Here is a 26431-nt window from a genome sequence, read left to right as displayed (position 1 = left end):
CTGGTTTCGGCGGGTGGCCGGGAGGCAGCTCGTGCGCGGGGCAGGGCACGGTCCGGCGCCGGATGGCGGGCGGATCGGCTCGACCGTCGGGTCTCGCTTCGGGGCGCGAGACTCAGGCGGGGGCCCTCAGAAGGCGCACATTCGACACATACAACGAGCACCGGGCGTGCTGATCGCCTCGGTCGCAAGGGTGCGGCTGCTCGTCGTGGTCATGGCTGCAAGTAAAGCACGCAGGCGTTCGACACCCGCCGGGGTGTCCGAATAGCGGACGTAAGCGTCGCAGCATGCGGACAGGAGAAGGCTCTCCGTCCGCCGTGGGCGGTACCGTGCCGCGCCGCCCGTGGCCTGCGGGAACACCTCCGCCGGGGCGAGCACGACGCCCTCGGCCCACGGCCGCGGGCGGGGCCCGCTGTGGTCAAGACCACGGTCTTCACCGGGCGGCCAGGAGTGGCGCCCGGGGGCGGGTCCGTGATGCCCGGGGGCGGCTGCCGTGGGGCGCGCGGAGGCCGGCGACCAGGTGCACGGGGGCGGGCGCGCCGGGGGTGTGCGGGGCGGCGCCGGGGGGTGCGCGCGGCGGGTCTTTTGGACCGTAATACCCTCGGGCCCATGCTTGACGCCCTGACGGTCGCGGTTTCGGTGGCCGCGCTCGCCCTCGCCGCCTGGTGCGGCTTCGCCGCCTTCCGGGACCAGCCGACCAAGGACTGGCACTTCATCGGCATGGCCGTGGTGACCGTCCTGGCGCTGGCCCAGCTGGTGGTCGGCATCGCCCGGCTGGCGGGCGGCGAGAAGGCCGACGAGGGCGCGACGATCTTCGTCGCGTATCTGCTGGGGGCGCTGTGCGCGGTGCCCGCGGCCGGTTTCATGTCGCTCGCGGAGCGGAGCCGATGGGGTTCGGCGACGGTGGCGGCCGGCGCGGTCGTGCTCGCGGTCCTGGAAGTGCGTCTCTTCGACATCTGGACGGTGGACTGACCATGACCGTGATGCGTGAGAACCGGACGCGGACGCGGCTCGTCCAGGGTCCCGGGATGCTGCTGGTCTGGCTGTACGGCGTGATGTCGGTGGGCGCGGTCTCGCGCTCGATCTACCAGATCGCGACCGAGTTCGACCGGGCGCCGCTCGCGTACGCGCTCTCGGCGGTGGCGGCGGCGGTGTACGCGTTCATCACCTACACCCTCGTGCGCGGCGGGGACACCGCCCGCAAGGCGGCGCTGGTGTGCTGCGCCGCCGAGCTGGTGGGCGTGCTGACGGTGGGGACCTGGACACTGCTCGATCCGTCCGCCTTCCCGGACGCCACGGTCTGGTCGGACTACGGCTACGGCTACGTCTTCATTCCCGTCCTGCTGCCGGTGACCGGGATCTGGTGGCTCCGCCGCTCCCGCGCCGAGACCGTCTGAGCCCGGCGGCCGCCCGGCCGGAACGACCGACCGGTCGGGTCAGGCGGCCTTCTCCAGGGTCACGAGCGTGAGGCGCGGCCCGATCTCGCGGGTGCCGACCGCTTCGTACCCCTTGCGGCGGTAGAGACGGAGGTTCCCGTCGCTGCGGTGACCGGTGAAGAGCTGGAAGCGCTTGGCGGCGGGGACCGGGTCGCCGGCGAAGTGGCTCTCGATGGCGTCGAGCAGACGCCCGCCGAGTCCGTGGCGCCGCAGGCGCGGATGGACGATCAGCTTGGCGATCAGGACGGTGCCGGCCTCGTCGGCCCGGCCGCGTACGGAGGCGACGATCTCGTCCCCGAGGCGCGCCACGAGCGCGTGTCCTTCGGCGAGTTCGGCCCGCAGCGCGTCGAGCGTCTGGGTCAGCGGCTCGATGGACCAGTCGCCGTACAGCTCCGCCTCGCTCTGGTAACAGAGGTACTGCAGCTTGAGTATGTGCTCCGCGTCCTGCGCGTCTGCCGCTGAGATGGTCACGCTCATGCCCATGTGCGCATGCCTCCCGCTCACCTGGTCCGCCGGTCGGTTTCCCGCACCCTTCCCCTCGGGCGAGGCGCGGGAACCTCTGCCGCCAGCATTCTGCGCAAACATCCCAGGCACCGGGAACGCATCGGCCCCAGACTGCCCTGTGAGATACCCAACTCTCCTGCGATTTCCCGGTAGGTGGGGTCGGCGGGGTCGAGCATCGCGGTGAGCAGGCGGGGGCAGTGGCCGGGGGTACGGCGGACGGCGGCGCGCAGGACGCGGCGCCGTTCCGCCACGAGCGCCGAGCCCTCGGGCGAGTCGTGGAGGTCGACGGCGTACGGCTCGGCGGTCCGCGGGGCGGTGGTGTGCGGCTCGGCGGTCTCCTCGCCCCGCGGGGAGGGCTCGTCGTAGGGGCGCTCGCGCAGCGCGGCCCGGCGGGCGCGGCGGGCCTCGGCGCGGACCGCCCGGCGCAGCCAGTCGGCGGGACGCTCGGGGGCCGCGTCGTCCTGGAGCCGCTCCAGGAGCTTGAGCCAGACGGCCTGTTCCAGGTCGCCCGGCTCGACACCGGCGGCGGGGGCCTCGGCGCGCGACTCGGCGGCGAGGAGGGGGGCGAGGGTGCGCAGGAGGTGCGGCTCGGGGAGGGTCATGCCCGCGACGATGCCGTGCGGGTGGGGGACGGTTGCGGAGCCGGGCGCAAACCACCCGGTCGGGGGTTCCGGCCGGGCGGCGCGCCTACCGCCGGGGCGGAGGCGGGCCTGCGCCGACCTCCGGGGGCGCACGCGGCGCCTGGCTCGGCTCCGAGCCGTGGTGGCATCACCGGCACGGGCTCGGAGCCTGACCGGGGTGGCCACCTCGGTGAAGGGCTGAGAGCGGCTGACCTGGTGGCGCCATCGGCGGCGGGCTCAGCTCGCGGTGAAGTCCGCCGCGGCGAGGAGGGCCGTGTCCGGGTTGTCGGAGAAGACACCGTCGATGCCCGTCGCCAGATACGCCTTCAGGGCGCCGAAGACGTCTCCGTAGGCGTTCGGGTCCGTGCCCCGGCGGAAGTCCGCGGGCAGGAAGCCGTTCTCGTTGCGCTGGGTGTACGGGTGGAGGATGAGCCCGCGCGCGTGGGCGTCGCGCACCAGGGTGGTCGGGGTGCCCAGCCGGCCGCCGGCGTCCCGCGGGATGACCAGGTCCAGGGTGGGGCCGATGCCCTGGGCGTACGAGGAGATCCAGCGCAGGCCCGCCGGCGTGACGAGGTCGGCGACCGTGCGGGGGTCGCCCGCCTCGACGAAGTCCCAGGGGCGGCTGCCCGCACCCGACAGCAGGACCACGCGCGGGGAGTCGACCAGCTTCGCGAGCCGCTGGACGCTGCTGGGCTCGAAGGACTGGAGGAAGACCGGCGAGTCGGCACGGTGCCGTCCGTACCGGCGCAGCAGCTTGGCGAGCCGCTCCTCCAGGCCGAGGCCGAGGGAGCGGAAGTAGGTGGGGTGCTTGGTCTCGACGTGCAGCCAGACCTCCCGGCCCCGGCGGCGTCCCTCCCGCTCGGCCCAGCGCAGCACCTCCTCGAAGGTGGGGATCTCCCAGCGGCCGTCGTAGAGGGTGTTCTCCTGACGGGTGCCCGGGATCCGCTCCTTGGCGCGCAGGGTCTTCAGCTCGGCGAGCGTGAAGTCCTCGGTGAACCAGCCCGTGAAGGAGGTGCCGTCGACGGACTTGGTGGTCCTGCGGGAGGCGAACTCCGGGTGGTCGGCGACGTCGGTCGTCCCGGTGATGTCGTTCTCGTGACGGCATACGAGATGACCGTCCTTGGTGGGGACGAGGTCCTGCTCGATCACGTGGGCACCGAGGTCGAGGGCGAACTGGTAGGAGCCGAGGGTGTGCTCGGGGCGGTAGCCGCTGGCGCCGCGGTGGGCGATGACGGTGGGCACGGGCAGGGAGCGGTAGCCGTGGCCCCTGCCCCTGGCCCCGGCGGCGTCCGCGGTTCCGGCTGCGTGCGCGGTCCCGGCGGGCAGGACCGTCGAGGCGCCCAGCACGGCCGCTCCCGCCACTCCGGCCGCTCCGAGGACCGTCCGCCGTGCCGGGGTCCGGTCTGCTCCCTGTGTCATGAAGGCTCCTCCAGTGTGATGTCCCGCACCTGTCAATCGTGGTCCCGACCGTAGGCAGTCGTCCCTTACCTGCGGCAGATGCTGGTCGAACATGGCGGAAACACACGTCAACACTGCGTATCCGGTCCGTGAACCCGATGTGCGCACCGCGGTGACCCGCGAGTATCGTCGCGACCTGCACAGACCACCCGCCCCGACACCGGAGGAACCGTTGTCCCGTCTCGCACTCATCAAGGCAGTGCTCGGACCGATCCTGCGCCTGATGTTCCGTCCTCGTGTGGAGGGCGTCGAGAACATCCCCGGGACGGGTCCGGTGATCCTGGCGGGCAACCACCTCACGTTCATCGACTCGATGATCATGCCGATCTGCACGGACCGCCCGGTCTTCTTCATCGGCAAGGACGAGTACGTCACGGGCAAGGGCTTCAAGGGCCGGCTGATGGCCTGGTTCTTCACCAGTGTCGGCATGATCCCGGTGGACCGCGACGGGGGCCGCGGCGGTGTCGCGGCTCTGATGACGGGGCGTCGGGTGCTGGAGGAGGGCAAGATCTTCTCGATCTACCCGGAGGGCACCCGCTCCCCCGACGGCCGGCTGTACCGGGGCCGTACGGGCATCGCGCGCCTGACCCTGATGACGGGCGCGCCGGTGGTGCCGTTCGCCATGATCGGTACGGACAAGATCCAGCCGGGCGGCTCGGGGCTGCCGCGTCCCGGACGGGTGACGGTCCGGTTCGGCGAGCCGATGGAGTTCTCGCGGTACGAGGGCATGGACCGCGACCGCTATGTGCTGCGGGCCGTGACGGACTCGGTGATGGCCGAGGTCATGCGCCTGTCGGGCCAGGAGTACGTGGACATGTACGCCACCAAGGCGAAGGCGGCGTGACGCCGGTCCGCATGGTGTGAGACGAGCGGCGCCCCCGCACGGCGAAGGCCGTACGGGGGCGCCGCCGCGTTGCGGAGGTCCGGCGTCGGCCGCCCCGTAGGGGAAGAGGCACCCGGGCGCGGCATGGCGTCCGTGGCGCCCGCGCGCCCTTCGTGGCGTCAGTGCTCCACGCCGTCCTCGAGCTTCTGGCCCCGCAGGAGGAACCAGGCCGCGACCGCGGTCGCGAGGAGGACCGTCGCTCCCACGCCCGCCGCGATGCGCAGGCCGTCGACGAAGGCGACCTGGGCCGCGGAGACCAGGGCGGTCGCCGTGTCGGGGGCGAGGCCCGCGGAGGCCTCCACCGCGCCGCCCAGCGACTCGTGCGCGGCGGCGGCCGTGGCCGCCGGCACACCGGCCGGGGTGGCGAAGCCCTGGTACACACCGGTCACGATCGATCCGAGGAGCGCGATGCCGAGCGCCGCGCCCAGTTCGTACGCGGTCTCGGAGACGGCGGAGGCGGAACCGGCCTGCTCCTTCGGGACGCTGGAGAGGATCACGTCGGCGGTGACGGTGAAGGAGAAGCCGGCGCCGAGGCCGACGACCAGCAGCGCCCCGCCGAGCAGCGGATATCCGGTCTCCTTGTGGACCAGCGTGATGACCGCGAGCGCCAGTCCGATGGCGCCGAGGCCGCCGGCGACGACGCCGCGCACCGAGTACCGCCGGGCGTACCGGCCCGCGACCAGACCGGTGACCACGGCGCCGACGGCGGCGGGCAGTTCGGCCAGGCCCGCCTCCAGCGGATCGCGTCCCTGGACGAGTTGCAGGAACTGGGAGAGGAAGAAGACCAGTCCGGACAGTCCGAAGACGGTGAGCAGGTCGGCGAGGACCGCACCGGAGAAGCCCCGGTGCCTGAACAGCCGCATGTCGAGCAGCGGCGCGGTCAGCGCGTACTGGCGCCGGACGAAGGCGTGGAGGGCGGCGGCTCCGATGACGACGGCCGCGCCGACCTCCCACGTCGGAGCGTGCGAGGCGACTTCCTTGACGGCGTAGACGACACCGATGACGCCGACCAGGGAGAGGCCGACGCTGACCAGGTCCCAGGGGCCGGCCACCGGGTTCCTGGACTCGGGCAGCAGCTTGATGCCGACGAGGACCAGGGCGGCCATCACCGGCAGGTTGATGAGGAAGACCGAGCCCCACCAGAAGTGCTGGAGCAGCGCTCCGCCGACCACCGGGCCGACGGCCGCGCCGGCCGAGGCGGTGGCGCCCCAGATGCCGATGGCGAGGCTGCGCTCCTTGGGGTCGTGGAAGATGTTGCGGATGAGCGCCAGGGTCGACGGCATCAGCGTCGCGCCGGCCACGCCGAGGAGGGCGCGGGCGACGATCATCATCTCGGGGCTGGTGGCGTACGCGTTGAGCACGGAGACGGCGCCGAAGGCGGTCGCCCCGATCAGGAGCAGCTTCTTGCGGCCGATCCGGTCACCGAGGGAGCCCATGGAGACCAGGAGTCCGGCGATGACGAAGGAGTAGATGTCGCCGATCCACAGCAGCTGCGTGCCGGTCGGCTCCAGGTCCTCGCTGAGCGCGGGCGTCGCCAGGCCGAGGACGGTGGCGTCCACGGCGACCAGGAGGACGGCCAGGACGAGAACCGAGAGCGCGAGCCAGCGGCCGGGGCTCTTCACCTCCGTCCCCGTCGTCGGGCTCAGCTGCTGGGTCCTGCTCACTTCTCCACGCTCCGTCGTGCGCCACCGAGCAGCAGCTCGGTGATCATGTACTGAAAGTCGTTGGTCGCGACCCGTCCGTCCATCACGGACCAGGCACAGGCCGAGACGAGCCCGTAGAGGGCCTCGGTGAGCCAGGCGGGGCTCAGGTCGATCCGGAAGGTGCCTTCCTCCTGGCCGCGCCGGAAGAGGGCGCTGACCCTCGCGTCGAGCCGGGCCCAGCCCTCGTCGACGTCGTCGCCCTCGAAGAGCTGGTTCTCGGTGACGAGGAAGGCCAGCAGCTGCGCGTTGGGCTCGGTCGCGGCGACGAGCCGCCGCAGCGCCTCGTCGGCCGGGCCCTCGTCGAGACGTGCGGCGTCGCACGCGGCCTCGAACTCCTGAAGGCCCATCGCCTCGAGGGCTCTGACCAGCGCGTCCCGCCCGGCGAAGTGCCGGTGCAGGGTGGCGCGGCCGATACCGGCGGCCCGGGCGACCTCGTCCATGGTGGCGGTCGATTTCCGGGCGAGCAGGGCGGCGGCGGCGCGGAGCACCTGGGTGCGGTCGACTGACATGAGACGACCATACACCGAATGAGACGTTGATGTCTCATTCGATAAATCGCCGCCTCACCACGGTGTGGAAAGGAATGCTGTGACCATGACGAAGCCGTTGCTGCTGCTCGACGTGGACGGTCCGCTGAATCCCTACGCGGCCCAGCGCGAGCGCCGCCCGGAGGGATACACCACACACCGGATGCGGCCGGGCGGCTGGTTCGACACGAAGCCGCTGCGGGTGTGGCTCAATCCCGCCCACGGTGGCGAGCTGCGCGCGCTCGCGGAGGCGTACGAGCTGGTGTGGGCGACGACGTGGAAGGGCGAGGCGAACGACTGGATAGGGCCGCATCTCGGGCTGCCGGAGCTGCCGTTCATCGACTGGCCCTCGATGCACGGAAAGGCCCCTCACGGGACCTTCTGGAAGACGCAGTACATCCTGGAGTACGCGGCCGGGCGACCGTTCGCATGGGTCGACGACGACATCACGTCGTACGACCGCGAGTACGTGGAGCACCAGCACCTCGCCGCCGCCCTGTTGCTGCACGTCGACCCCCGACTCGGACTGCTCCGGCCGGACTTCGACGCGCTCACGGAGTGGGCGGCGGCGCTGTGACGCGAGGGGGGAGGGCTACTTCCTCACGGCGGCCCAGGCGTGCTGGATCACCAGGTCCGCCTTGACCTCCACCAGCTGGGCGGCCACCGCGGACGGGGCCGTGCCGCCGCGGCCGTCGCGGGAGGCGAGGGCGCCGGGGACGTTGAGGACGCCGCGCACCTCGGGGGTGAGGTGCGGGGAGATCTTCGCGAACTGCTCGTCCGTGAGCTCGTCCAGCTCCTTGCCGTCCGCCTCGGCGACCTTGACGCACTCGCCGGCGACCTCGTGCGCCACCCGGAACGGCACGCCCTGCTTGACCAGCCACTCGGCGATGTCGGTGGCGAGCGAGAAGCCGGCCGGGGCCAGCTCCTCCATGCGCTCCCGGTTGACCGTGAGCGTCGCCATCATGCCGGTGAAGGCCGGGAGCAGGACCTCCAGCTGGTCGCAGGAGTCGAAGACCGGCTCCTTGTCCTCCTGGAGGTCACGGTTGTAGGCGAGCGGCAGCGCCTTGAGCGTGGCCATGAGTCCGGTGAGGTTGCCGATGAGGCGACCGGACTTGCCCCGGGCCAGCTCGGCGATGTCCGGGTTCTTCTTCTGCGGCATGATCGACGAGCCGGTGGAGAAGGCGTCGTGCAGGGTCACGAAGGAGAACTCCTTCGTGTTCCAGATGATGATCTCCTCCGCGATCCGGGAGAGGTTCACGCCGATCATGGCCGTGATGAAGGCGAACTCGGCGACGAAGTCACGGGACGCCGTGCCGTCGATGGAGTTGCCGGCCGAACCGCGCTCGAAACCGAGGTCCTTGGCGACCGCCTCCGGGTCGAGCCCGAGGGAGGAGCCGGCCAGGGCCCCGGAGCCGTACGGCGAGACGGCCGTACGGGTGTCCCACTGGCGCAGCCGCTCGGCGTCCCGGGAGAGGGACTGCACGTGGGCGAGGACGTGGTGGGCGAAGAGCACCGGCTGGGCGTGCTGGAGGTGAGTCCGGCCCGGCATGGCCACGTCAGCGTGGGCCTCCGCGAGACCGACGAGCGCGTCCTGGAGGTCGGCGATCAGGCCGCCGATGATCCGGGCGTGGTCGCGCAGGTACATCCGGAAGAGGGTGGCGACCTGGTCGTTGCGGGACCGTCCGGCGCGCAGCTTGCCGCCGAGGTCGGCGCCGAGCCGCTCCAGGAGCCCGCGCTCCAGAGCCGTGTGGACGTCCTCGTCGGCGATCGTGCCGACGAACGAGCCGTCGGCGACGTCCGCCTCCAGCCGGTCGAGGCCGGCGAGCATGCGCGTCAGTTCGTCCTCGGTGAGGAGACCCGCCTTGTGGAGCACGCGCGCGTGGGCACGCGATCCGGCGATGTCGTACGGCGCGAGCCGCCAGTCGAAGTGGACCGACGCGGACAGCTTCGCGAGGGCCTCGGCGGGGCCGTCGGCGAAGCGGCCGCCCCAGAGCCGGACGTCACCGTTCTTGCTGCTCACAGCTACTGCTCCTCAGGACAAGGGTGGAGATGTGCGACCGCCTTCCCGCGGCGGGTGGACGACCGGGGAGGCAGCTGTGGAACGACCAGGGGTCGCGCGAGGTCACGCCGGCGGCGGTCTTCGCGGAGGGCTCGACGATGCGATAGGCATAACTATGCGGTCCTCCGTATGTTCTGTCAATTTTCCGGGGCTGAATAATCGGGAGCGCGCACCGGAGGCGACGCCTACGCTCCCCCCATGCTGAGCAGGGACATCGAACACGCCGTCGCACTGGCGCAGGGAACACCGATCGCCGAGGCGATCGATGTCTACGACGCGGCGGAGTGGACCGGGCTGGACCGCGCGGTGCGGGAGGTGGCCGGGCACCAGCCGTCGGGGCTCCCCTCCTTCGCGTGGGCGAGCGATCGCCCCGTACGCCGGGTGACCTGGGAGTGGGACGCGCCCCTGCCGTCGGTGAACCTGTCACGGCGCCGTGCGCACCCCGCGCCCACCGAGACCGAGGTCGCCCTCGCCCTGTGCCACCCCGACGGCCGGATACGGCAGGCCGCACTGCGGCGGACGAAGGGGCTGCCCGCCCTGCTGCCCCTGATCGCGATCCGTTGCGCGGACTGGGTGGAGCCGGTCCGCGTGGAGGCCCGGGACCTGCTGCGGGCCGTGCTGCCCGGCGTCGGCCCCGAGGGGATCGGCGTCCTGGCCGCCGTCGTCCTGAGGGTCTCGGGCCGACAGCGCGGAGACGTCGCCCTCGACCTCGTGGAGACCGCCCTGAAAGCGGGCCCCGCACCCACGCTCGACGCCGTCCTCGCGAGCGGGGAACGGGCCGTGCGAAGGCTCGGGCACCGGCTCGCGGTCGAACGCGGGCTCTTCTCGGCCGCCCGGCTGGCCTTGATCGCCGCCACGGACGAGGACGTGGTCGTCCAGGACCTCTGCGCGAGCGGCGTGCTCGCGGCTGTCGACGTCACCACCGGCGACGACGTGCTGCACCCGCTGTTGCGGTCCCCGTACCCGCGGGTGCGGTCGGCCGGCGTGACGGCGTTGCGCCGGGCGGAGCGGCACGACGAGGCCGGGCCCTTCCTCACGGACCGGTCCGCGCTGGTGCGGGCCTGCGCCCGCTATGTGCTGCGGAAGGCCGGGACCGACACCGCCCCTGTCTACCGAGCGCTGTGCGCGGGCCCGGACGTGCCGCCCGGCGCGCCGATCGGGCTCGCCGAGTGCGGTTCGCGGGCCGACGCGGATCTGCTGTGGCCGCTGACCCTCCACCCGCGCGACGGTGTGCGCGCCGGTGCCGTGGCCGGCCTGCGGCTCCTGGAGACCGTGGACCCGGCACGGATGACGGTGCTGCTCGACGACCCCGCGCCCGGCGTCGTACGGGAGGCGGCGGGCGCACTCGCACCGTGGGCGCACCGGCTGTGCCCGGCGGAGCTGACGGAGCGCCTGACCTCGGACCGGCCCCGGCACGTGCGCACCGGAGCCTTCCGGCTGCTGGCCGCGCGGGGTGGGGAGGCGTACGCGGAGGCGGCGCGGCGGCTGAGCGGCGACCCGGACGCGAAACTGCGGGCCGACGCGCTCGCGGTGCTGGGCAGCCGCAGGGTCACCACCAGGTGAGACGGTGCCGCCGCGCCTCTCCTGGCGCGGGAGAATCGGCGGCATGGGAAAAACGCATGAGCGAATAGACGGACGACTCCGCGCCTTCATCGAGGCCCAGCCCCTCTTCTTCACGGCGACCGCGCCGCTCGACGGCGACGGCACCGTCAACCTCTCCCCCAAGGGGCTGACCGGCTCCTTCGCCGTGATCGACGAACTGACCGTCGCGTACCTCGACTTCGCCGGCAGCACCGCCGAGACCGTCGCGCACCTGCGGGAGAACGGTCGTATTACCCTCATGTGGTGCGCCTTCCAGGGGCCGCCGAACATCGTGCGCGTCCATGGGCGCGGCGAGCCCGTGTTCCGTGACGACCCGCGCTGGGAGGGGCTGATGGCGCACTTCCCGGGTATCGACGTCACCCTGCACGGCGTGCGTGCGATCGTCGTGGTCACCGCCGAGCTGATCCGGGACAGCTGTGGGTACGGGGTGCCGTTCATGGCGTACGACGAAGACCGCGACCTGCACGGGAAGCGGTTCGCGCGCGAGGACGACGCCTCGCTGAGCGCGTACTTCGCGAAGAAGGACCACATCGAGTCGAGCATCGACGGGCTGCCCGGGCTGCCCCTCCCGCTGCCGCCGCTCCCCCAGCCGGCCCAGTAGCGTGGCGGTGGGCGGGCGGCGCGCCTAGCGTCGCGCCATGCGCACCCTTCTCGCCGTCGGCGCGGTCGTACTCTCCCTGGCCGCCGCCCCCGCCCCCGCTCCCGTCCCCGCAGCCGGCTCCCTCTCCGGCGCCGTGACGTCCGGTCAGGCCGCGCCGTCCGCGCCGCTGCCCGAGCGGATGGCGGACACCGGCGGCGGGTCGCAGCTGATCACGGCCGAGGCACCCGGCGCAACGTCCACCACCGGAACCGTCACCTGGTGGGACCGGCACGGCGGCCGGTGGGTGCGGACGGGCTCCGCGAGCGCCAGGTTCGGCGCCAACGGGCTCGTGGAGGCGGAACGGCGCCGGCAGGGGACGAACACGACACCGACCGGTCTGTTCGGTCTTCCGTACGCCTTCGGCATCGAGGCCCCGCCGTCCGGGACGTCCTACCGCTTCGCCCGCGTCACGGACCGGTCCTGGTGGTGCCAGGACAACGACTCCCGCGCGTACAACCGTTGGGTCGAGGGGCTGCCCCGCGACTGCCGGGCCGAAGAGGCCGAGCACCTCGTCTCGTACGGCGAGCGGTACGCGCACGCCCTGGTCGTCGGCTTCAACTACCGCCACCCCGTGCGCGGGAGGGGCGCCGGGATCTTCCTCCACGTCAACGGCCGGGGCGCGACCGCCGGTTGCGTGTCCGTGCCGGCGGACGCGATGCGCCGGATCCTGGCCTGGGCCGATCCGGCGCGCCGCCCCCACATCGCGATCGGCACACGAGGCGGCCGTACGGCGATCACCCGCTACTGACCCGCCGTCAGCTCTCCTTCTGCGCCAGGCGCAGCAGGTGGTCGGCGAGACCCTGGCCCCCCGCCGGGTCGCGGGAGATCAGGAGCAGCGTGTCGTCACCCGCGATCGTGCCGAGGATGGCGTGGAGTTCGGCCTGGTCGATGGCCGACGCGAGGAACTGGGCCGCCCCCGGCGGGGTCCGCAGCACCACGAGGTTGGCGGAGGCCTCGGCGGAGATCAGCAGTTCGCCGGAGAGACGCCGCATGCGCTCCTCCTTGGCGGACTCCCCGAGCGGCGCCTGCGGGGTACGGAAACCGCCCTCGCTGGGCACCGCGTAGATCAGCTCGCCGCCCGTGTTGCGGATCTTCACGGCGCCGAGTTCGTCGAGGTCGCGGGAGAGCGTCGCCTGGGTGACGCTCAGCCCGTCGTCCGCGAGGAGCTTGGCCAGCTGGCTCTGGGAGCGCACCGGTTGCCGGTTGAGGATGTCGACGATCCTGCGGTGGCGTGCGGTACGGGTCTGCGGAACGGACGGCCCGCCGTGCTCGGTTTCCTGCGCGTCGGTCATCGTCGTCTCATTCTCCGGTTCGTCCTTGCCCGTGCACCGCTTCGTCGAGGACGCCGGGAAGCGCCTCCAGGAAGGCGTCCACCTCCGCGTCCGTGATGATCAGCGCCGGCATGAGCCGGACGACATCGGGAGCGGGCGCGTTCACCAGGAGACCGGCGTCCTGAGCCGCCTGCTGCACCTGGGGCGCGAGGGACTCGGTGAGCACGATACCCAGCAGGAGGCCCGCGCCGCGGACGTGGGAGACCAGCGGGTGGCCCAGACCCTCGATTCCGTCGCGGAGCTTCTCCCCGAGGCGCTTGACCTCGTCGAGGATCCCGTCACCGGCCAGGGTGTCAAGGACCGCCAGCCCCGCGGCGCAGGCGACCGGGTTGCCACCGAACGTCGTGCCGTGGTGGCCGGGCTTGAACAGCTCCGCCGCCTCTCCGAACGCGACCGTCGCGCCGAGCGGCAAGCCGCCGCCGAGGCCCTTGGCGAGGGTCACCACGTCCGGGTCGACCCCCTCGTGCGCCTGGTACTCGAACCAGGTGCCACACCGGCCGACGCCCGTCTGGACCTCGTCCAGGACCAGCAGGGTGCCGGTGGCGCGGGTGATCTCGCGGGCGGCCCGGAGGTAGCCCACCGGCGGGACCGCGACCCCGATCTCGCCCTGGATCGGCTCGATGATCACGAACGCCGTCTCCTCGGTCACCGCCGCCCGCAGCGCCTCCACGTCCCCGTACGGAACGTGCGTGACATCGCCGGGCAGCGGCAGGAACGGGGTCTGCTTGCCGGGCTGGCCGGTCAGGGCGAGCGAGCCCATCGTCCGGCCGTGGAAGCCGCCCGTGGTGGCGACCATGTGGCTCCGGCCGGTCAGCCGGCCCAGCTTGAACGCGGCCTCGTTGGCCTCGGCCCCGGAGTTGCAGAAGAACACCCGTCCCGGGCGGCCGAACAGCTGGAGCAGCCGCTCGGCGAGCGCCACGGGCGGCTCGGCGACGAAGAGGTTCGAGACGTGGCCGAGGGACGCGATCTGGCGCGACACGGCCTCCACGACCGCAGGGTGGGCGTGCCCGAGCGCGTTGACGGCGATGCCGCCCACGAGGTCCAGGTACTCCCTGCCGTCGGCGTCCCAGACCTTGGCGCCCTCGCCGCGGACCAGGGACAGCCTCGGCGTGCCGTAGTTGTCCATCAGCGAACCCCGCCACCGCCGGGTCAGCTCCGTGTCGGTCATGATTCCCCCTGTCCGTCCGGCACGACCATGGTGCCGATCCCCTCGTCCGTGAAGATCTCCAGCAGGATCGAGTGCTGGACCCGGCCGTCGATCACCCGCGCCGTGGTGACCCCGTTGCGCACCGCGTGCAGACAGCCCTCCATCTTCGGGACCATCCCGCTGGACAGCTCCGGCAGCAGCTTCTCCAACTGGCTCGCGGTGAGCCGGCTGATGACCTCGTCGCTGTTCGGCCAGTCCTCGTAGAGCCCCTCGACGTCCGTCAGGACCATCAGGGTCTCGGCGCCCAGCGACGCAGCGAGAGCCGCAGCCGCCGTATCAGCATTGACGTTGTAGACATGTCCGTCGTCCTGGGAACGGGCGATGGAGGAGATGACCGGGATCCGGCCGTCCTCCAGGAGCGCCTCGATGGCGCCGGTCTCGATGGCGGTGATCTCACCGACCCGGCCGATGTCGACCTGCTCGCCCTCGATGACCGGCATGTGGCGGGTGGCCGTGATGGTGTGCGCGTCCTCGCCGGTCATCCCGACGGCGAACGGGCCGTGCTGGTTGAGCAGCCCGACCAGCTCGCGCTGCACCTGGCCGGCGAGGACCATCCGTACGACGTCCATCGCCTCCGGGGTCGTCACCCGCAGCCCGGCCTTGAACTCGCTGACCAGACCCGCCTGGTCGAGCGCGGCGCTGATCTGCGGGCCGCCGCCGTGCACGACGACCGGCTTGAGGCCGGCATGGCGCAGGAACACCACGTCCTGGGCGAAAGCCGCCTTCAGGTCCTCGTCGATCATGGCGTTGCCGCCGAACTTGATGACCACGGTCTTGCCGTGGTGCCGCGTCAGCCAGGGCAGCGCCTCGATGAGGATCTGCGCCTTGGGCAGGGCGGTGTGCTTCCGGGTACCGGTCATGAGGAGTACGCGCTGTTCTCGTGGACGTAGTCGGCGGTCAGGTCGTTGGCCCAGATGACGGCCGACTCCGACCCCGAGGCCAGATCCGCCGTGATGGTGACCTCGCGGTAGCGCATGTCGACGAGATCGCGGTCCTCGCCGACCGAGCCGTTCCTGCACACCCACACACCGTTGATCGCCACGTTGAGCCGATCCGGGTCGAAAACCGCCCGGGTCGTGCCGATGGCGGACAGCACCCGGCCCCAGTTGGGGTCCTCACCGTGGATCGCGCACTTGAGGAGGTTGTTACGGGCGATGGACCGGCCCACCTCCACGGCGTCATCCTCCGTCGCCGCGTTGACCACCTCGATACGGATGTCCTTGCTGGCACCCTCGGCGTCCCCGATGAGCTGGCGGGCCAGGTCGTCGCAGACCGACCGCACCGCCTCGGCGAACTCCTCCCCCGCCGGGGCGACACCCGAGGCGCCCGAGGCGAGGAGCAGCACCGTGTCGTTGGTCGACATGCAGCCGTCCGAGTCCACCCGGTCGAAGGTGACCTTCGTGGCCTGGCGCAGCGCCGCGTCCAGACCCTCCGCCGGCACGTCGGCGTCCGTGGTCAGCACCACGAGCATCGTGGCCAGGCCCGGAGCGAGCATGCCCGCGCCCTTCGCCATGCCGCCGACCGTCCAGCCGTCCCTCGTCACCACGGACGTCTTGTGGACCGTGTCCGTGGTCTTGATCGCGATGGCGGCCTTCTCGCCCCCGTGCTCCGACAGCTCCTTCGCGGCCTTCTCCACGCCCGCGAGGACCTTGTCCATCGGAAGCAGCAGCCCGATGAGACCCGTCGAGGCCACGGCGACCTCGCCGGCTCCGGTCTCCCTGCCACCCGCGCTCAGGACCTCCGCGACCTTCTCGGCCGTCGCGTGCGTGTCCTGGAAACCCTGCGGGCCCGTACAGGCGTTGGCGCCACCCGAGTTGAGGACCACCGCCGTCAGCTCCCCGGTCCCCAGCACCTGCTGGGACCACAGCACCGGCGCGGCCTTGACACGGTTCGAGGTGAACACGCCGGCGGCGGCGCGACGCGGCCCCTCGTTGACCACCAGCGCCAGGTCCGGATTGCCGTTCTCCTTGATCCCGGCGGCGATACCCGCCGCCGTGAACCCCTTCGCTGCGGTGACGCTCACAGTCCAGCTCCGTTCGCTTCTCCGCCCGCGCGGCGCACCGCCGCGGGCATCGTCCTCATCCGCGGCCCGGCGGCCGCGCGCGCGTCGCTCACGGGGCGACTCCCGTCGTGGAAAGGCCGGTGTCCTCAGGGAGACCGAGAGCGACGTTCATGCTCTGCACCGCGCCGCCGGCGGTGCCCTTGGTGAGATTGTCGATGGCGCTGATCACGATGATCCGGTGCGCGGCCTCGTCGAACGCGACCTGGACCTGAACGGCGTTGGAACCGTTGACGGACGCCGTGGCCGGCCACTGACCCTCTGGCAGCAGGTGGACGAACGGCTCGTCCGCGAACGCCTTCACATACGCGGCCCGGACCGCGTCGGCCGTCACGCCCGGCCTCGCCTTCGCGGAGCACGTGGCGAGGATCCCGCGGGACATCGGCGCCAGGGTCGGGGTGAACGAGACGCCGACCCGCTCACCGGCCACCGCACTCAGGTTCTGGATCATCTCCGGCGTGTGCCGGTGGCCGCCGCCGACGCCGTACGGCGACATCGAGCCCATCACCTCACTGCCGAGCAGATGCGGCTTCAGGGCCTTCCCCGCGCCCGAGGTGCCGGTCGCGGCCACGATCACGGCGTCCGGCTCGGCGAGCCCGTCCCCGTACGCCGGGAAGAGCGCGAGCGAGACGGCCGTGGGATAGCAGCCGGGCACCGCGATGCGCTTGGACCCCTCCAGCGCGGCACGGGCACCCGGCAGTTCGGGAAGGCCGTACGGCCACGTCCCGGCATGCGGGGACCCGTAGAACTTCTCCCAGTCGGCGGCGTCCCCGAGCCGGAAGTCGGCGCCCATGTCGACGACGAGGACGTCCGGGCCGAGCTGCTCGGCCACCGCGGCGGACTGCCCGTGCGGCAGGGCGAGGAAGACGACGTCGTGCCCGGCCAGCTCCTCGGCCGTCGTCGGCGCGAGGACCCGGTCGGCGAGCGGAAGGAGGTGGGGCTGCAGACCGCCGAGCCGCTGGCCGGCGTTGGAATGACCGGTCAGCGTGCCGATCTCCACCTCCGGATGGGCGAGAAGAAGACGCAGAAGCTCTCCGCCCGCGTACCCGCTCGCTCCCGCGACTGCTGCTCGTACCGTCATCGAAACCCTCCTCCTGGATGGCATGACTATACGCAGAGCCGCAGTTTTATGCAAAGCTCGCCGAGCCCGGCCCCGCTCATCCGCTCCGTACCGGCCGCCGCAGGAGGTAGACGGCCGCGCCGGAGACCAGGGCCGCCATGCAGGCGATGAAGACGAGGCCGGCACCCTCCAGGCCGATCGGGTCCGACAGGAGGCCGACGCCGATCACCGGCACCGAGATGCCCGTGTACGCGACCACGAACAGGGCGGAGATCACCGCCGCGCGCCGGTCGGGCGGCGAGGCCCCGGCCACCGCCGAGAGTGCTCCGCGGAAGGCCAGCCCCTGGCCCGTCCCGCCGACGAGCGCGCTCAGGACCACCAGGGCGAACACGTCCCAGCGCAGCGCTCCCGCGAGGAGGGCGAGACCGCCGAGGAGCCCGGCGCACCCCAGGGGCAGCGCCCGTGTCCCCGCCCGGCCGACCATCAGCTGCCCGGCGGTCGAGGCGAAGAACGCCAGGGCGACGACCAGACCGCTCACCGCGTGGTCGTGCACGTCCAGGGACTGGGCGAGGAACGCCGGACTCACCGAGGTGAAGACGCCGAAGAGGGCGAACCCGACGAACGCGGCGGTCGCGGCCGGGGCGAAGACCGCCCGGACCTCCGGGGGGAGGCCGAGCCGCTGCGGCCGCACGGTGCTCACCGGCCGACGCTCCCGTACGGTCTCGGGGAGCCGGAGCAGGACGGCGGCCGACACCGCCACCAGGGCGAGGTGCACGACGAAGGGCAGATGGAGCGGCCAGGGCGCGTGCTGCGCGAGCACGCCCGCGAGGAGGGGCCCGCAGCCGAGGCCGCCCATGTTCGCGGCGGTGGCCACGAAGGTGGCGCGGGAGACGTCGGCCTTCGGGGCCAGTTCCATGACGTACGCCGTGGCCGCGCCGGTGAACAGGCCGGCGGAGAGCCCTGACAGCAGCCGGCCCGCATAGAGCCAGCCGAGGCCGGTGGCGCACAGGAAGCAGACGGCGCTCACCGCCGAGAACCCCAGCCCCCAGAGCAGCACGGGCCGCCTGCCGACCGCGTCCGAGGCGTTGCCCGCCAGGAGGAGAACCCCGATGACCCCGAAGGCGTACACGGCGTACACGACGGTCACGATCAGCTCGGAGAAGCCGAACTTCTCCTGGTAGAGGCTGTAGAGAGGGGTCGGCAGCGTCGTGCCGGCCATGCACACGGCGAACACGGCACCGGCGAGGTAGCACCGACGCCGGCCTCGACGATCACGGTCCATGCCGCCGACGTTAACGCCGGGCGGTGCGGGCCGCCGCGCACCGGCGTCCATCGGGCGCACGGCGCGTCGACGGAGGACCGGTTGCACCTTCCCTTGTTAGCTAATTAGCTCATATGCTAAACAGGTGGGGTGAGCGAGCACAGCGACGACATCGGGCATCACCCTCACGGTCCCCGGCCCGAGCCGGCGGCGGACGCCGACGAGGCGGGCGTCTTCCGCGCGCTGGCCGACCCCACCCGCCGCCAGATCCTCACCGACCTGCGGGACGGCGAGCTGGCCGCCGGGGAGATCGCCCGCCGGTTCTCGATCAGCGCCCCCTCGATCTCCCGCCATCTGGGAGTGCTCAAGGGCGCGGGCCTGGTCGCCGAACGCCGGGACGGCAACCGGATCCTGTACTCCCTCGTGGAGGACCGGCTCGCCACGAGCGTGGGCCGCTTCCTGAGCGCCGTCTGCCCGGAACAGATCGTTCTGCGCCGCACCACGTGGCGCGACAAGGGAGCCCCGTCATGAGACCGCCTCGACTGTCGAGCGTCATCGAGCGCCGGCTCCTCGTCAACTACCGGGTCGAGCCGGACGTGGCCGCCCGCCTCCTCCCGGCCGGACTCCGCCCGCAGCTGGTCCGGGGGCACGCCGTCGCCGGGATCTGTCTGCTGCGCCTCGGCTCCGTGCGGCCCACCTGGGCGCCCGCAGGGGTCGGACTGCGCAGCGAGAACGCGGCCCACCGGATCGCGGTGGAGTGGGACGGCCCCGGGGGAACGGAGACCGGCGTCTACATCCCGCGCCGTGACACCGCCTCCCGCGTCAACCGCTGGGCCGGCGGCCGGATCTTCCCCGGCGAGCACGGGCACGCGGACTTCGAGGTACGGGAGAGCGAGGACACCGTGCGTGTGGCCTTCGCGACCCGGGACGGCTCCACGCGGGTGGACGTCACCGCCGAGGTCACGCGCGATCTCGCGGACAGCGAGCTGTTCGCCGACCTCGACGAGGCCTCCGCCTTCTTCCGCGAGGGCGGCACGGGCTATTCGGCGACGAGCGCGGGGCCGCACCTCGACGGGCTGCGGCTGCACACCGACGCCTGGCGCGTCGAGGCGGGCCGGATCACCTCGGCCCGCTCCAGCTTCTTCGACGATCCGGACCGCTTCCCGCCGGGGAGCGCCGCGCTGGACTCCGTCCTGCTGATGCGGAACGTGCCGGTGCGGTGGCAGCCGCTGCCGGCCCTGTCCCCCGCCGTGCCTCCGGCCGTATCCCCGGCCTGCTGAGGCGGGGGTGGGTAAGGAGGCGGCGTTCAGCCGCGCGCTGCCCGCCCCGCGCCCTTCACGGCCCGCAGCACCACGAACTTCGGGTCGCCGGCGACCACCTCGCAGGAGCCGAAGATGCGGCGCAGCGTCACGTGGTAGCCGAGGTGCCGGTTGCCCACCACCCACAGCTCGCCTCCCGGGCGCAGCACGCGCCGCGCGTCGGTGAACATCCGGCGTGCGGTGCGGTCGGTGGTGGCCTGGTGGCTGTGGAAGGGCGGGTTGTTGAGGACGAGGTCCACCGACTCGGCCGCGAGGTCCGTCGTCCCGTCCCCGACCAGGAACTCGGCCGCGCGGCCGGCCCCGGTGTGGGCGCGGACGTTCTCCTCGGCCGAGGCCACGGCCTGGTACGACTCGTCGACGAAGACCAGCTCCGCGTCGGGCTCGGCGAGCGCGACGGCCAGGCCGACGACGCCGTTTCCGCAGCCGAGGTCCACGACCCGGGCGTGGCCGAGGTTCCCCGGCAGGTGGCGGAGGAAGAAGCGGGTGCCGATGTCGAGGCGGTCGGCGCAGAAGACGCCGGCCTGGTTGACGACGGTCCGGCCCGCGACGACGGGGACGTCGGCGGGCAGCTCGTACCGGTAAGGCCAGGGGTTGCCGCCCCGGTCCAGGGAGGCGTCCGGGGTGCAGTGGATCAGCCGGGCCTTCTTGACGGCGAGCGAGGTGCGCGTGGGGCCGAGGATCCGCTCGAACAGCCGGAGCGTGGAGGTGTGGATGTCCTTCACCATGCCGGTGCCGACGACCACGGTCCCCTCGTGCACGGCGGGCGCCAGGCGGTGCAGCTGGTCCTCCAGGAGCCCGAGGCTCTTGGGCACCCGGACCAGCAGGACGTCGACGCGGGCGGGCGGGGGGTCCTGCGTGGTCAGCAGCCGGACCGCGTCCGGGCCGGCGTCCGAGCGGGCCAGGTTGGCCTCGGTCGCCTGCCGGCCGAGGTAGGAGTCGCCGATCTGCACGAGCTCGGCGGGGTGCCGGGCGGCGAGCGCGGTGACGAGAGCGCCCCAGCGGTCGCCGACGACGGCGACCGTGCCGGACAGATCGGTCTCCGTCTCGGCCAGGTGCCGCAGCAGGTACTCGTCGGAGGCGTCCCAGGCGCGGAGGGGGTCGCGCGGGTCCTCGGGGAAGCGGGTGAGCGGGAACGTGCCCCATGACGTGGTCAAACGGTTCATCGTGGTCTCAGGCTAGCCGGTCGCCGGCGGGCTCCCGGACGGCGACCGCGCCGCGCCCTGTCCGCCGGGCCCCGGGAGGCGCGTACGGGGGCGCCGCGGCCGGACGGCGTCGCGGCGGGGCACGGGCCGAGGAGCGGGCCGCGTACGCCCTAGCCGACGGCCGCCTGAAGGTGCAGGTGCCACAGTCCGGGCCGGCCGGTCAGGGTGACCGTGGACAGGGGGCGGACGTCGACGTTCCAGTACGTGGCGGGCGGCGCCTTCAGGGCGTACACCAGGGCGGCCCGGACGACGGCGGGTTCGGCGACCGCGACGATGGCGCCGTCGTCGGCGGGGCGGGTGTCGAGCCAGCCGCCGACGCGGGAGATGAAGGACAGGAGGGTCTCGCCGCCGTGCGGCGCGGTCCGCGGGTCGGCGAGCCAGGCGTCGACGGCGGCCGGGTCGAGGGCGGCCACCTCGGCGAGGGTGCGGCCGCGCCAGCGGCCCATGTCGCAGTCGCGCAGGGCGGGCTGGGCGAGGGGCGCGTAGCCGAGGGCCGCGCCGGTGGCGCGGCTGCGGGGTGTCGGGGAGCAGTAGCGCAGCTCCGCGGCGCCGAGGGGGATCAGCGCGTGCGCCGCGAGCTGCACCTCGTACCAGCCGGCCTCGTCGAGCGACCGGTCGTCGTCGAACCGTTCGGCGAGCAGGGAGGAGCTGCGCGCCGCTGCGACGAGCGTGACCCGAAGACCCATGGCCGCGATCGTGAGGCCGGAAGCCTGGCAGGTCAAGGGGGCATATGCGCCGCGTCGATCGGACCCGAAGGGCGGCCTGGGGGTCAGTTCAGACCGAGAGCCATCCACATGTCCGGTTCCTCCAGCGGCTCGAAACCGACCTTCCGGTACACACCGTGCGCGTCCGCGGTGGCGAGCATGATGCGCCGCAGGCCGAGCGGGGCCAGGTGGTCGCGCACGGCGGTGACGAGGGCGGTGCCGAGGCCGGTGCCTCGGGCCGGCCGGTCGACGTAGACGTCGCAGAGCCAGGCGAAGGTCGTGTGGTCGGTGACGACGCGGGCGTACGCGGCGATCTCGCCGGTCCCGCGGTGGTAGGCGGCGAAGTTGAGCGAGCCGGCGATGGCCCGGTCCTGGGTCTCGCGGGGGCGGCCGGTCGCCCAGTAGGTGTCGGTGGAGAGCCAGTGGTGGATCCGGCCGGCGTCGAGCCGGGCGGGGTCCGTCGAGATCTCGTAGGCGCCGTGCGTGAGCGGGTACGAGGGGGCCGGGTCGGTCATGGGCGAAGGCTTCCAGACCCCTCGGACGGTTGTCATTCCCTTTCCGCGCCGGCTCACGGGCGGGGCCCCTCCTCCTCCGACGGCTCACGGGCGAGGCCCTTCTGCCCGGCTAGCGGCTCTCCGTCGGCTCGCGGCGGGGCTCGGGGCCCCTCCTCCTCCGACGGCTCACGGACGGGCCCCTCTCCGTCGGCTCGCGGGGGGGCGGGGCTCCTCGCCGCGCCTCACGGCCTGAGTCCCCTCCCCTGCCGCCTCACGGGGTGAGCTCGTCGACGGCGGCCCGCAGCCGCCGGACCCCCTCCGCGATCTCCGTCGGCCCCGCGACCCCGGCGAAGCTGAGCCGGATGTGCCCCGCGGGTGGTTCGGCGCAGAAGTAGGGGCGGCCGGGTGCGACGGCGACGCCGGTGCGCAGGGCGGTGGCGTGCAGGGCGGGTTCGGAGAGGCCGTCGGGGAGGCGGAGCCAGAGGTGGTAGCCGCCGGACGGGATGTGGGGCAGGGCCAGTTCGGGGAGGTGGTGCGCGAGGGCGCCGGTCATCACGTCGCGGCGGCTCTTCAGCTCCTGGGACACGGCACGGAGATGACGGTTCCAGGCGGGCGATCCGACGAGTTCCAGGGCGGTCTCCTGGAGGGGGCGCGGAACGAAGAAGCTGTCGACGACCTGGATGGCGCGGAGCCGTTCCAGGACGGGTCCGCGCGCGGCCAGGGCGCCCACGCGCAGGCTCGGGGAGGTCGGCTTGGTGAGCGAGCAGACGTGGACGACGACGCCGTCGGGGTCCTCGGCGGCCAGGGGGGCGGGCAGCGCCCCGGCGTCCTCGTGAACGAGCCGGCGGGCGAAGTCGTCCTCGATGACGAAGGCGCCGGCCGCGCGCGCGATCCGGACGACGTCGCCGCGCCGCGGGCCGCCCAGGACGGCGCCGGTGGGGTTCTGGAAGAGCGGCTGGCAGACGAGGACGCGGGCCCCGGTGGCCCGGAAGGCGGCTTCCAGGAGCTCCGGGCGCACCCCGTCGGCGTCGGCGGGGACGGGGACGGGCCGCAGACCGGAGGCGCGGGCGACCGCGAGCATGCCGGGGTAGGTGGGCGACTCGACGAGGACGGGGCTGCCGGGCGGGGCGAGGGCGCGCAGGGCGGTGGTGATCGCGGACTGGCCGCCGGCGGTGATGAGGATCTCGGCCGCCGTGACGGTGCCGCCGATCTCGCGGGCGAACCACTGGCGCAGTTCCGGGAGGCCGTCGGTGGGCGGCCGCCCCCAGGCGCCCGGCCGACGGCCCGCGCGGGCCAGAGCGGCGGCCATGGCCCGTTCGGGCTGGAGCGAGGGATGCAGATAGCCGCCGTTGAACTCGATCACTCCGGGCGGAGGCGGGGACAGCGTGACCAGGACCCCGGAGGCGTCGACGGCCCGGGGCACGAGTTCCGTGGCGGTGTCCGCGCTGAGGGTGACCTCCTGCCAGGAGGTGTCGCCCGTGACCGGGGTGGGAGTCCTGGATTCGGCCCGGAAGGCGCCGGCTCCCGGGCGGGTGACGACGAGGCCCTCGGCGGCGAGCTGGGCGAGGGCGCGGGTGACGGTCACCGGCGAGACGCGGTAGCGCTCGACGAGCGCACGGCTCGACGGCAGCTTTCCTCCTGGTGAGTAGCGGTCGAGCTCGCTTCTCAGGGATTTCGCCAGTTCGCCCACACTGCTACGCTCATGCATGACAGCACAGAATAGCGCTACTCCCCCTGGCCGGATAGCGGTTCGCACCTCCACGAGGGCCGCGTCGGCCGCCGTCCCGCCGCGGGACGGCGCGGCCGCCTTGTCGGCCGGCGGCTCCACCGGCCCGGCCGCCTCCCCGCCGGCCCGCGGCACACTCCTCGCGGCTCTGGGTGTGGTCGCGTTCTCGCTCACCTTCCCCTCCACTGTCTGGGGCCTGGAGAGCTTCGGGCCCTGGTCGCTGGTGGCCCTGCGCTCCACGCTCGCCGCGCTCATCGCGGGCGCCTTCCTGCTCGCGCGGCGGGTGCCCCTGCCCGAGCGGCGCCACTGGGCGGGGCTCGCGGTCGTCGCCGGCGGTGTGGTCGTCGGCTTCCCGCTGCTGACCTCGCTCGCGCTGCGGACGTCGACCACCTCGCACGCCGCGGTGGTCGTCGGCCTCTTGCCGCTCACCACGGCCGTGTTCGCCGCCGTCCGCACGGGCCGCAGGCCCTCCCGGACGTTCTGGACCGCGGCCCTCGCCGGAGCGGCGGTCGTCATCGCCTTCACGCTCCAGCAGAGCGGCGGCGCCCTGTCCACCGGGGACCTGTACCTCTTCGGCGCCCTGCTCGTCTGCGCCGCCGGCTACACGGAGGGCGGCCGGCTCGCGCGGGTCATGCCCGGCTGGCAGGTCATCGGCTGGGCCCTGATCCTCTGCCTGCCGCTGATGGCGGTCGGTTCGGTCGTCGCCCTCTCCCTGGAGCCGGTCCGGCTGACCGCCCACGGCGTCATCGGCCTGGTGTGGGTGGCCGCCGGTTCGACCTTCTTCGGTCTGTACGTCTGGTACCGGGGCATGGCCGCCATCGGCATCCCCAAGGCCAGCCAGTTGCAGCTCGCCCAGCCCCTGCTCACCCTGGTCTGGTCGGTGTCCCTGCTCGGCGAGCGGCTCGCCCCCGCCGCGCCCGTCGCCGCCGGCGCGGTCCTGGTCTGCATCGCGGTGACCCAGCGGACCAAGGGATGACCGGCCGGCCGGGGGCCGCACCGACAGGACAGCGGCGGGTGACGCAGGTCACAATGGCGTGGAAGGGCTCCGTCACGAAGCCCCGAGGGGCGCGAGGTGCCCGAGAACCCGAGAAGCCCGGCCGCGAGGAGGCCCCCGGATGCAGGCGAGCGTGGGCGACAAACTGCTGATGCACGGCCGGACCGTCGGTCAGCACGACCGTACGGCCGAGATCACGGAGGTACTGGGGGACAACGGCACTCCCCCGTACCGCGTGCGATTCGACGACGACGGCCACGAGGCCCTGATGTCACCGGGCCCCGACTCCGTCGTGCGTCACCACGAGAAGACCTGAGAGGTCTCTCGAACCCCCTGAGAAGCCCTCCGAGACGCCGAGAGTCAGGACGCGGGCGCGGCGGAGGCGCCCCGGTCGGGGTAGTGGTCGCGCACCACGGCGGTCATGGCCCCACGGGGGTCCGCCGCGACCTCCTTCGCCGAGAAGAAGCAGTGGCCGCCGACCGACGCGTACCGCTCGGCGAGCGTCAGGTGGCGGGACAGCTCATCGGCGTCCCGCCACGCGGCGGCCTTGTAGAGCGCTTCTCCGATGTAGAGCCCGACGCCGGTGTCCCGCACCACCGCGTCCCACCACGGCAGCAGCTTGGCGTAGTCGACGGCTTCGTGGCCGATGTTCCAGTACAGCTGCGGGATCACGTGGTCGATCCAGCCCTCCCGGATCCACCTGCGCGTGTCCGCGTGCAGGTCGTCGTAGGTCTGCACCCCTCCGCGGGTGTCCGAGCCCTCCGGGTCGGTGGCGGCGTTGCGCCAGACCCCGAAGGGACTGACACCGAAGGCGACGCCCTTCCTGAGCTCCTTGATCCGCGCGGCCGTCTCGGAGACGAGCAGGTCGATGTTGTTCCGCCGCCAGGAGGCCTTGTCCGGGAAGTCCCCGCCGTACCTCTCGTACGCCGGGTCGTCGGCGAAGTCCTCGCCGGCCACCGGGTACGGGTAGAAGTAGTCGTCCCAGTGCACGGCGTCGACGGCGTAGCGCCGCACCGCGTCCAGCATCGCGTCCTGGACGAAGCGGCGGACCTCGGGGAGGCCGGGGTCGTAGAACAGCTTTCCGCCGTAGGGCAGGACCCAGTCGGGGTGCCGCCGGGCGGGGTGGCCGGCCGCCAGTCGCGAGGGGTCCGTGTGATGCGCCACACGGTAGGGGTTGAACCAGGCGTGCAGCTCCAGGCCCCGCCGGTGGGCCTCCTCGACGGCCGTGCCGAGGGGATCCCAGCCCGGGTCGCGGCCCTGGACCCCCGTCAGGCATGCGGCCCACGGCTCGTACGGCGAGGGCCACAACGCGTCGGCGCTGGGGCGGACCTGGAGGACGACGGTGTTCAGCCGGCGCTCGACGGCCGTGTCGAGATGGGCGAGGAGCTCCGTGCGCTGCGCCTCGGCGGACAGACCGCCGCGAGAGGGCCAGTCGCGGTTGGCGACCGTGGCGATCCACATGCCGCGAAAAGCCTTCGCACCGCCCGCCGCAGCCCCTCTCGTGCCCTTACGTCCCATAAGTCACCCCTCCGGTGTCGGACACGTCACACGTGCGCGGACAGAGCATGCCCGCCCCGGACGATCGATCATCCGCTCAACCGGAGTAACGTCGTGGGGTCGAGGCGGACGCACCGGAATCACACGG

At 72.9% G+C, this 26431-nt stretch carries 28 protein-coding genes; 11 read left to right on the top strand and 17 right to left on the bottom strand.

The annotated features are described in order from the left end of the window. Window positions 1-606 precede the first annotated feature (606 nt). Together ACZ68P_RS19360 and ACZ68P_RS19355 are read left to right on the top strand one after the other, a co-directional pair. Window positions 607-969: a hypothetical protein gene (locus ACZ68P_RS19360; RefSeq protein WP_365719494.1), complete on the top strand. Its 363-nt coding sequence runs from the start codon at window positions 607-609 to the stop codon at window positions 967-969. A gap of 2 nt (window positions 970-971) precedes the next feature. Further along, window positions 972-1394, top strand: coding sequence for a hypothetical protein (locus ACZ68P_RS19355; RefSeq protein ID WP_471007619.1), 423 nt, complete (start codon window positions 972-974; stop codon window positions 1392-1394). Window positions 1395-1433: 39 nt separating this feature from the next. On the opposite strand, the gene ACZ68P_RS19350 is transcribed toward ACZ68P_RS19355, so the two are convergent. From ACZ68P_RS19350 to ACZ68P_RS19340, 3 genes are all read right to left on the bottom strand, one after another. Then, window positions 1434-1916, bottom strand: a complete 483-nt coding sequence (locus ACZ68P_RS19350; RefSeq protein WP_365719498.1) for a GNAT family N-acetyltransferase — start codon at window positions 1914-1916, stop codon at window positions 1434-1436. 17 nt (window positions 1917-1933) lie between these two features. Then, complete coding sequence (locus ACZ68P_RS19345) at window positions 1934-2539, bottom strand: sigma-70 family RNA polymerase sigma factor (RefSeq protein ID WP_471007618.1); 606 nt, start codon at window positions 2537-2539, stop codon at window positions 1934-1936. A 255-nt stretch (window positions 2540-2794) separates the two neighbouring features. Further along, a complete protein-coding gene (locus ACZ68P_RS19340) occupies window positions 2795-3976 on the bottom strand; it encodes a glycerophosphodiester phosphodiesterase (RefSeq protein ID WP_471007616.1) in 1182 nt (393 codons plus the stop codon). 211 nt (window positions 3977-4187) lie between these two features. Between ACZ68P_RS19340 and ACZ68P_RS19335 the strand changes: the two genes are divergently transcribed. Further along, complete coding sequence (locus ACZ68P_RS19335) at window positions 4188-4859, top strand: lysophospholipid acyltransferase family protein (protein ID WP_365719504.1); 672 nt, start codon at window positions 4188-4190, stop codon at window positions 4857-4859. Between the two features lie 158 nt (window positions 4860-5017). Here ACZ68P_RS19335 and ACZ68P_RS19330 read toward each other — a convergent pair whose 3' ends face one another. Then, a complete protein-coding gene (locus ACZ68P_RS19330; protein WP_471007614.1) occupies window positions 5018-6562 on the bottom strand; it encodes an MFS transporter in 1545 nt (514 codons plus the stop codon). After that, on the bottom strand, window positions 6559-7110 hold the full coding sequence (locus ACZ68P_RS19325) for a TetR/AcrR family transcriptional regulator (protein WP_471007612.1): 552 nt from the start codon (window positions 7108-7110) through the stop codon (window positions 6559-6561). The genes ACZ68P_RS19330 and ACZ68P_RS19325 overlap by 4 nt, the downstream gene beginning before the upstream one ends. An 85-nt stretch (window positions 7111-7195) precedes the next feature. On the opposite strand from ACZ68P_RS19325, the gene ACZ68P_RS19320 reads away from it, so the two are divergent. Continuing rightward, window positions 7196-7705 carry an HAD domain-containing protein gene (locus ACZ68P_RS19320; RefSeq protein WP_471007610.1) on the top strand — a complete coding sequence of 170 codons (510 nt, stop codon included), beginning with the start codon at window positions 7196-7198 and terminating at the stop codon, window positions 7703-7705. Window positions 7706-7720: 15 nt separating this feature from the next. On the opposite strand, the gene argH is transcribed toward ACZ68P_RS19320, so the two are convergent. Beyond that, entirely contained in the window at window positions 7721-9148 is a 1428-nt protein-coding gene (gene argH / locus ACZ68P_RS19315) for an argininosuccinate lyase (RefSeq protein WP_471007609.1), read from the bottom strand. A 237-nt stretch (window positions 9149-9385) separates the two neighbouring features. Here argH and ACZ68P_RS19310 point away from each other — a divergent pair, with 237 nt between their 5' ends. Genes ACZ68P_RS19310 through ACZ68P_RS19300 form a run of 3 tightly spaced genes read left to right on the top strand, consistent with a single transcriptional unit; the run spans window position 9386 to window position 12177 of the window. Then, window positions 9386-10750, top strand: coding sequence for a hypothetical protein (locus tag ACZ68P_RS19310; RefSeq protein ID WP_471007607.1), 1365 nt, complete (start codon window positions 9386-9388; stop codon window positions 10748-10750). A 43-nt stretch (window positions 10751-10793) separates the two neighbouring features. Then, window positions 10794-11390 carry a pyridoxamine 5'-phosphate oxidase family protein gene (locus tag ACZ68P_RS19305; RefSeq protein ID WP_471007605.1) on the top strand — a complete coding sequence of 199 codons (597 nt, stop codon included), beginning with the start codon at window positions 10794-10796 and terminating at the stop codon, window positions 11388-11390. A gap of 37 nt (window positions 11391-11427) precedes the next feature. Then, on the top strand, window positions 11428-12177 hold the full coding sequence (locus tag ACZ68P_RS19300) for a L,D-transpeptidase family protein (protein WP_471007602.1): 750 nt from the start codon (window positions 11428-11430) through the stop codon (window positions 12175-12177). 7 nt (window positions 12178-12184) lie between these two features. On the opposite strand, the gene ACZ68P_RS19295 is transcribed toward ACZ68P_RS19300, so the two are convergent. The 6 genes from ACZ68P_RS19295 to ACZ68P_RS19270 form a co-directional block, all read right to left on the bottom strand. After that, a complete protein-coding gene (locus tag ACZ68P_RS19295) occupies window positions 12185-12721 on the bottom strand; it encodes an arginine repressor (RefSeq protein WP_365719520.1) in 537 nt (178 codons plus the stop codon). A 7-nt stretch (window positions 12722-12728) separates the two neighbouring features. Then, window positions 12729-13928, bottom strand: coding sequence for an acetylornithine transaminase (locus ACZ68P_RS19290; protein WP_471007601.1), 1200 nt, complete (start codon window positions 13926-13928; stop codon window positions 12729-12731). Continuing rightward, window positions 13925-14827, bottom strand: a complete 903-nt coding sequence (argB, locus tag ACZ68P_RS19285) for an acetylglutamate kinase (RefSeq protein WP_471007599.1) — start codon at window positions 14825-14827, stop codon at window positions 13925-13927. Before argB ends, ACZ68P_RS19290 begins: the two co-directional genes overlap by 4 nt. Then, a complete protein-coding gene (gene argJ, locus ACZ68P_RS19280) occupies window positions 14824-15990 on the bottom strand; it encodes a bifunctional glutamate N-acetyltransferase/amino-acid acetyltransferase ArgJ (RefSeq protein WP_471007597.1) in 1167 nt (388 codons plus the stop codon). The genes argB and argJ overlap by 4 nt, the downstream gene beginning before the upstream one ends. A gap of 88 nt (window positions 15991-16078) precedes the next feature. Next, window positions 16079-17107 carry an N-acetyl-gamma-glutamyl-phosphate reductase gene (argC, locus tag ACZ68P_RS19275; protein WP_471007596.1) on the bottom strand — a complete coding sequence of 343 codons (1029 nt, stop codon included), beginning with the start codon at window positions 17105-17107 and terminating at the stop codon, window positions 16079-16081. A gap of 76 nt (window positions 17108-17183) precedes the next feature. After that, entirely contained in the window at window positions 17184-18368 is a 1185-nt protein-coding gene (locus ACZ68P_RS19270) for an MFS transporter (RefSeq protein ID WP_471007595.1), read from the bottom strand. Window positions 18369-18518: 150 nt separating this feature from the next. Between ACZ68P_RS19270 and ACZ68P_RS19265 the strand changes: the two genes are divergently transcribed. Both ACZ68P_RS19265 and ACZ68P_RS19260 read left to right on the top strand, forming a co-directional pair. Beyond that, on the top strand, window positions 18519-18878 hold the full coding sequence (locus ACZ68P_RS19265; RefSeq protein ID WP_471007750.1) for a metalloregulator ArsR/SmtB family transcription factor: 360 nt from the start codon (window positions 18519-18521) through the stop codon (window positions 18876-18878). Next, window positions 18875-19627: a DUF2071 domain-containing protein gene (locus ACZ68P_RS19260; protein WP_471007593.1), complete on the top strand. Its 753-nt coding sequence runs from the start codon at window positions 18875-18877 to the stop codon at window positions 19625-19627. Before ACZ68P_RS19265 ends, ACZ68P_RS19260 begins: the two co-directional genes overlap by 4 nt. A 26-nt stretch (window positions 19628-19653) precedes the next feature. Here ACZ68P_RS19260 and ACZ68P_RS19255 read toward each other — a convergent pair whose 3' ends face one another. From ACZ68P_RS19255 to ACZ68P_RS19240, 4 genes are all read right to left on the bottom strand, one after another. Further along, window positions 19654-20829, bottom strand: a complete 1176-nt coding sequence (locus tag ACZ68P_RS19255) for a methyltransferase (protein ID WP_471007592.1) — start codon at window positions 20827-20829, stop codon at window positions 19654-19656. 149 nt (window positions 20830-20978) lie between these two features. Next, window positions 20979-21554 (bottom strand): histidine phosphatase family protein, encoded by a 576-nt coding sequence (locus tag ACZ68P_RS19250; protein WP_471007590.1) that lies wholly within the window; start codon window positions 21552-21554, stop codon window positions 20979-20981. 83 nt (window positions 21555-21637) lie between these two features. Next, a complete protein-coding gene (locus tag ACZ68P_RS19245; protein ID WP_471007587.1) occupies window positions 21638-22087 on the bottom strand; it encodes a GNAT family N-acetyltransferase in 450 nt (149 codons plus the stop codon). Window positions 22088-22337: 250 nt separating this feature from the next. Further along, on the bottom strand, window positions 22338-23774 hold the full coding sequence (locus tag ACZ68P_RS19240; protein ID WP_471007584.1) for an aminotransferase-like domain-containing protein: 1437 nt from the start codon (window positions 23772-23774) through the stop codon (window positions 22338-22340). On the opposite strand from ACZ68P_RS19240, the gene ACZ68P_RS19235 reads away from it, so the two are divergent. Beyond that, window positions 23773-24768: a DMT family transporter gene (locus ACZ68P_RS19235; protein WP_471007582.1), complete on the top strand. Its 996-nt coding sequence runs from the start codon at window positions 23773-23775 to the stop codon at window positions 24766-24768. The genes ACZ68P_RS19240 and ACZ68P_RS19235 overlap by 2 nt on opposite strands. Window positions 24769-24907: 139 nt before the next feature. After that, window positions 24908-25102: a DUF1918 domain-containing protein gene (locus ACZ68P_RS19230; RefSeq protein WP_365719545.1), complete on the top strand. Its 195-nt coding sequence runs from the start codon at window positions 24908-24910 to the stop codon at window positions 25100-25102. A 44-nt stretch (window positions 25103-25146) separates the two neighbouring features. Here ACZ68P_RS19230 and ACZ68P_RS19225 read toward each other — a convergent pair whose 3' ends face one another. Beyond that, window positions 25147-26304, bottom strand: coding sequence for a glycoside hydrolase family 10-like protein (locus ACZ68P_RS19225; protein ID WP_471007580.1), 1158 nt, complete (start codon window positions 26302-26304; stop codon window positions 25147-25149). Window positions 26305-26431: the final 127 nt, after the last annotated feature.

The sequence above is a fragment of the Streptomyces sp. NPDC036822 genome (assembly GCF_055609145.1).
Note: the sequence above shows the minus strand (reverse complement) of the source record. Positions and strands in the feature narration are given on the sequence as shown.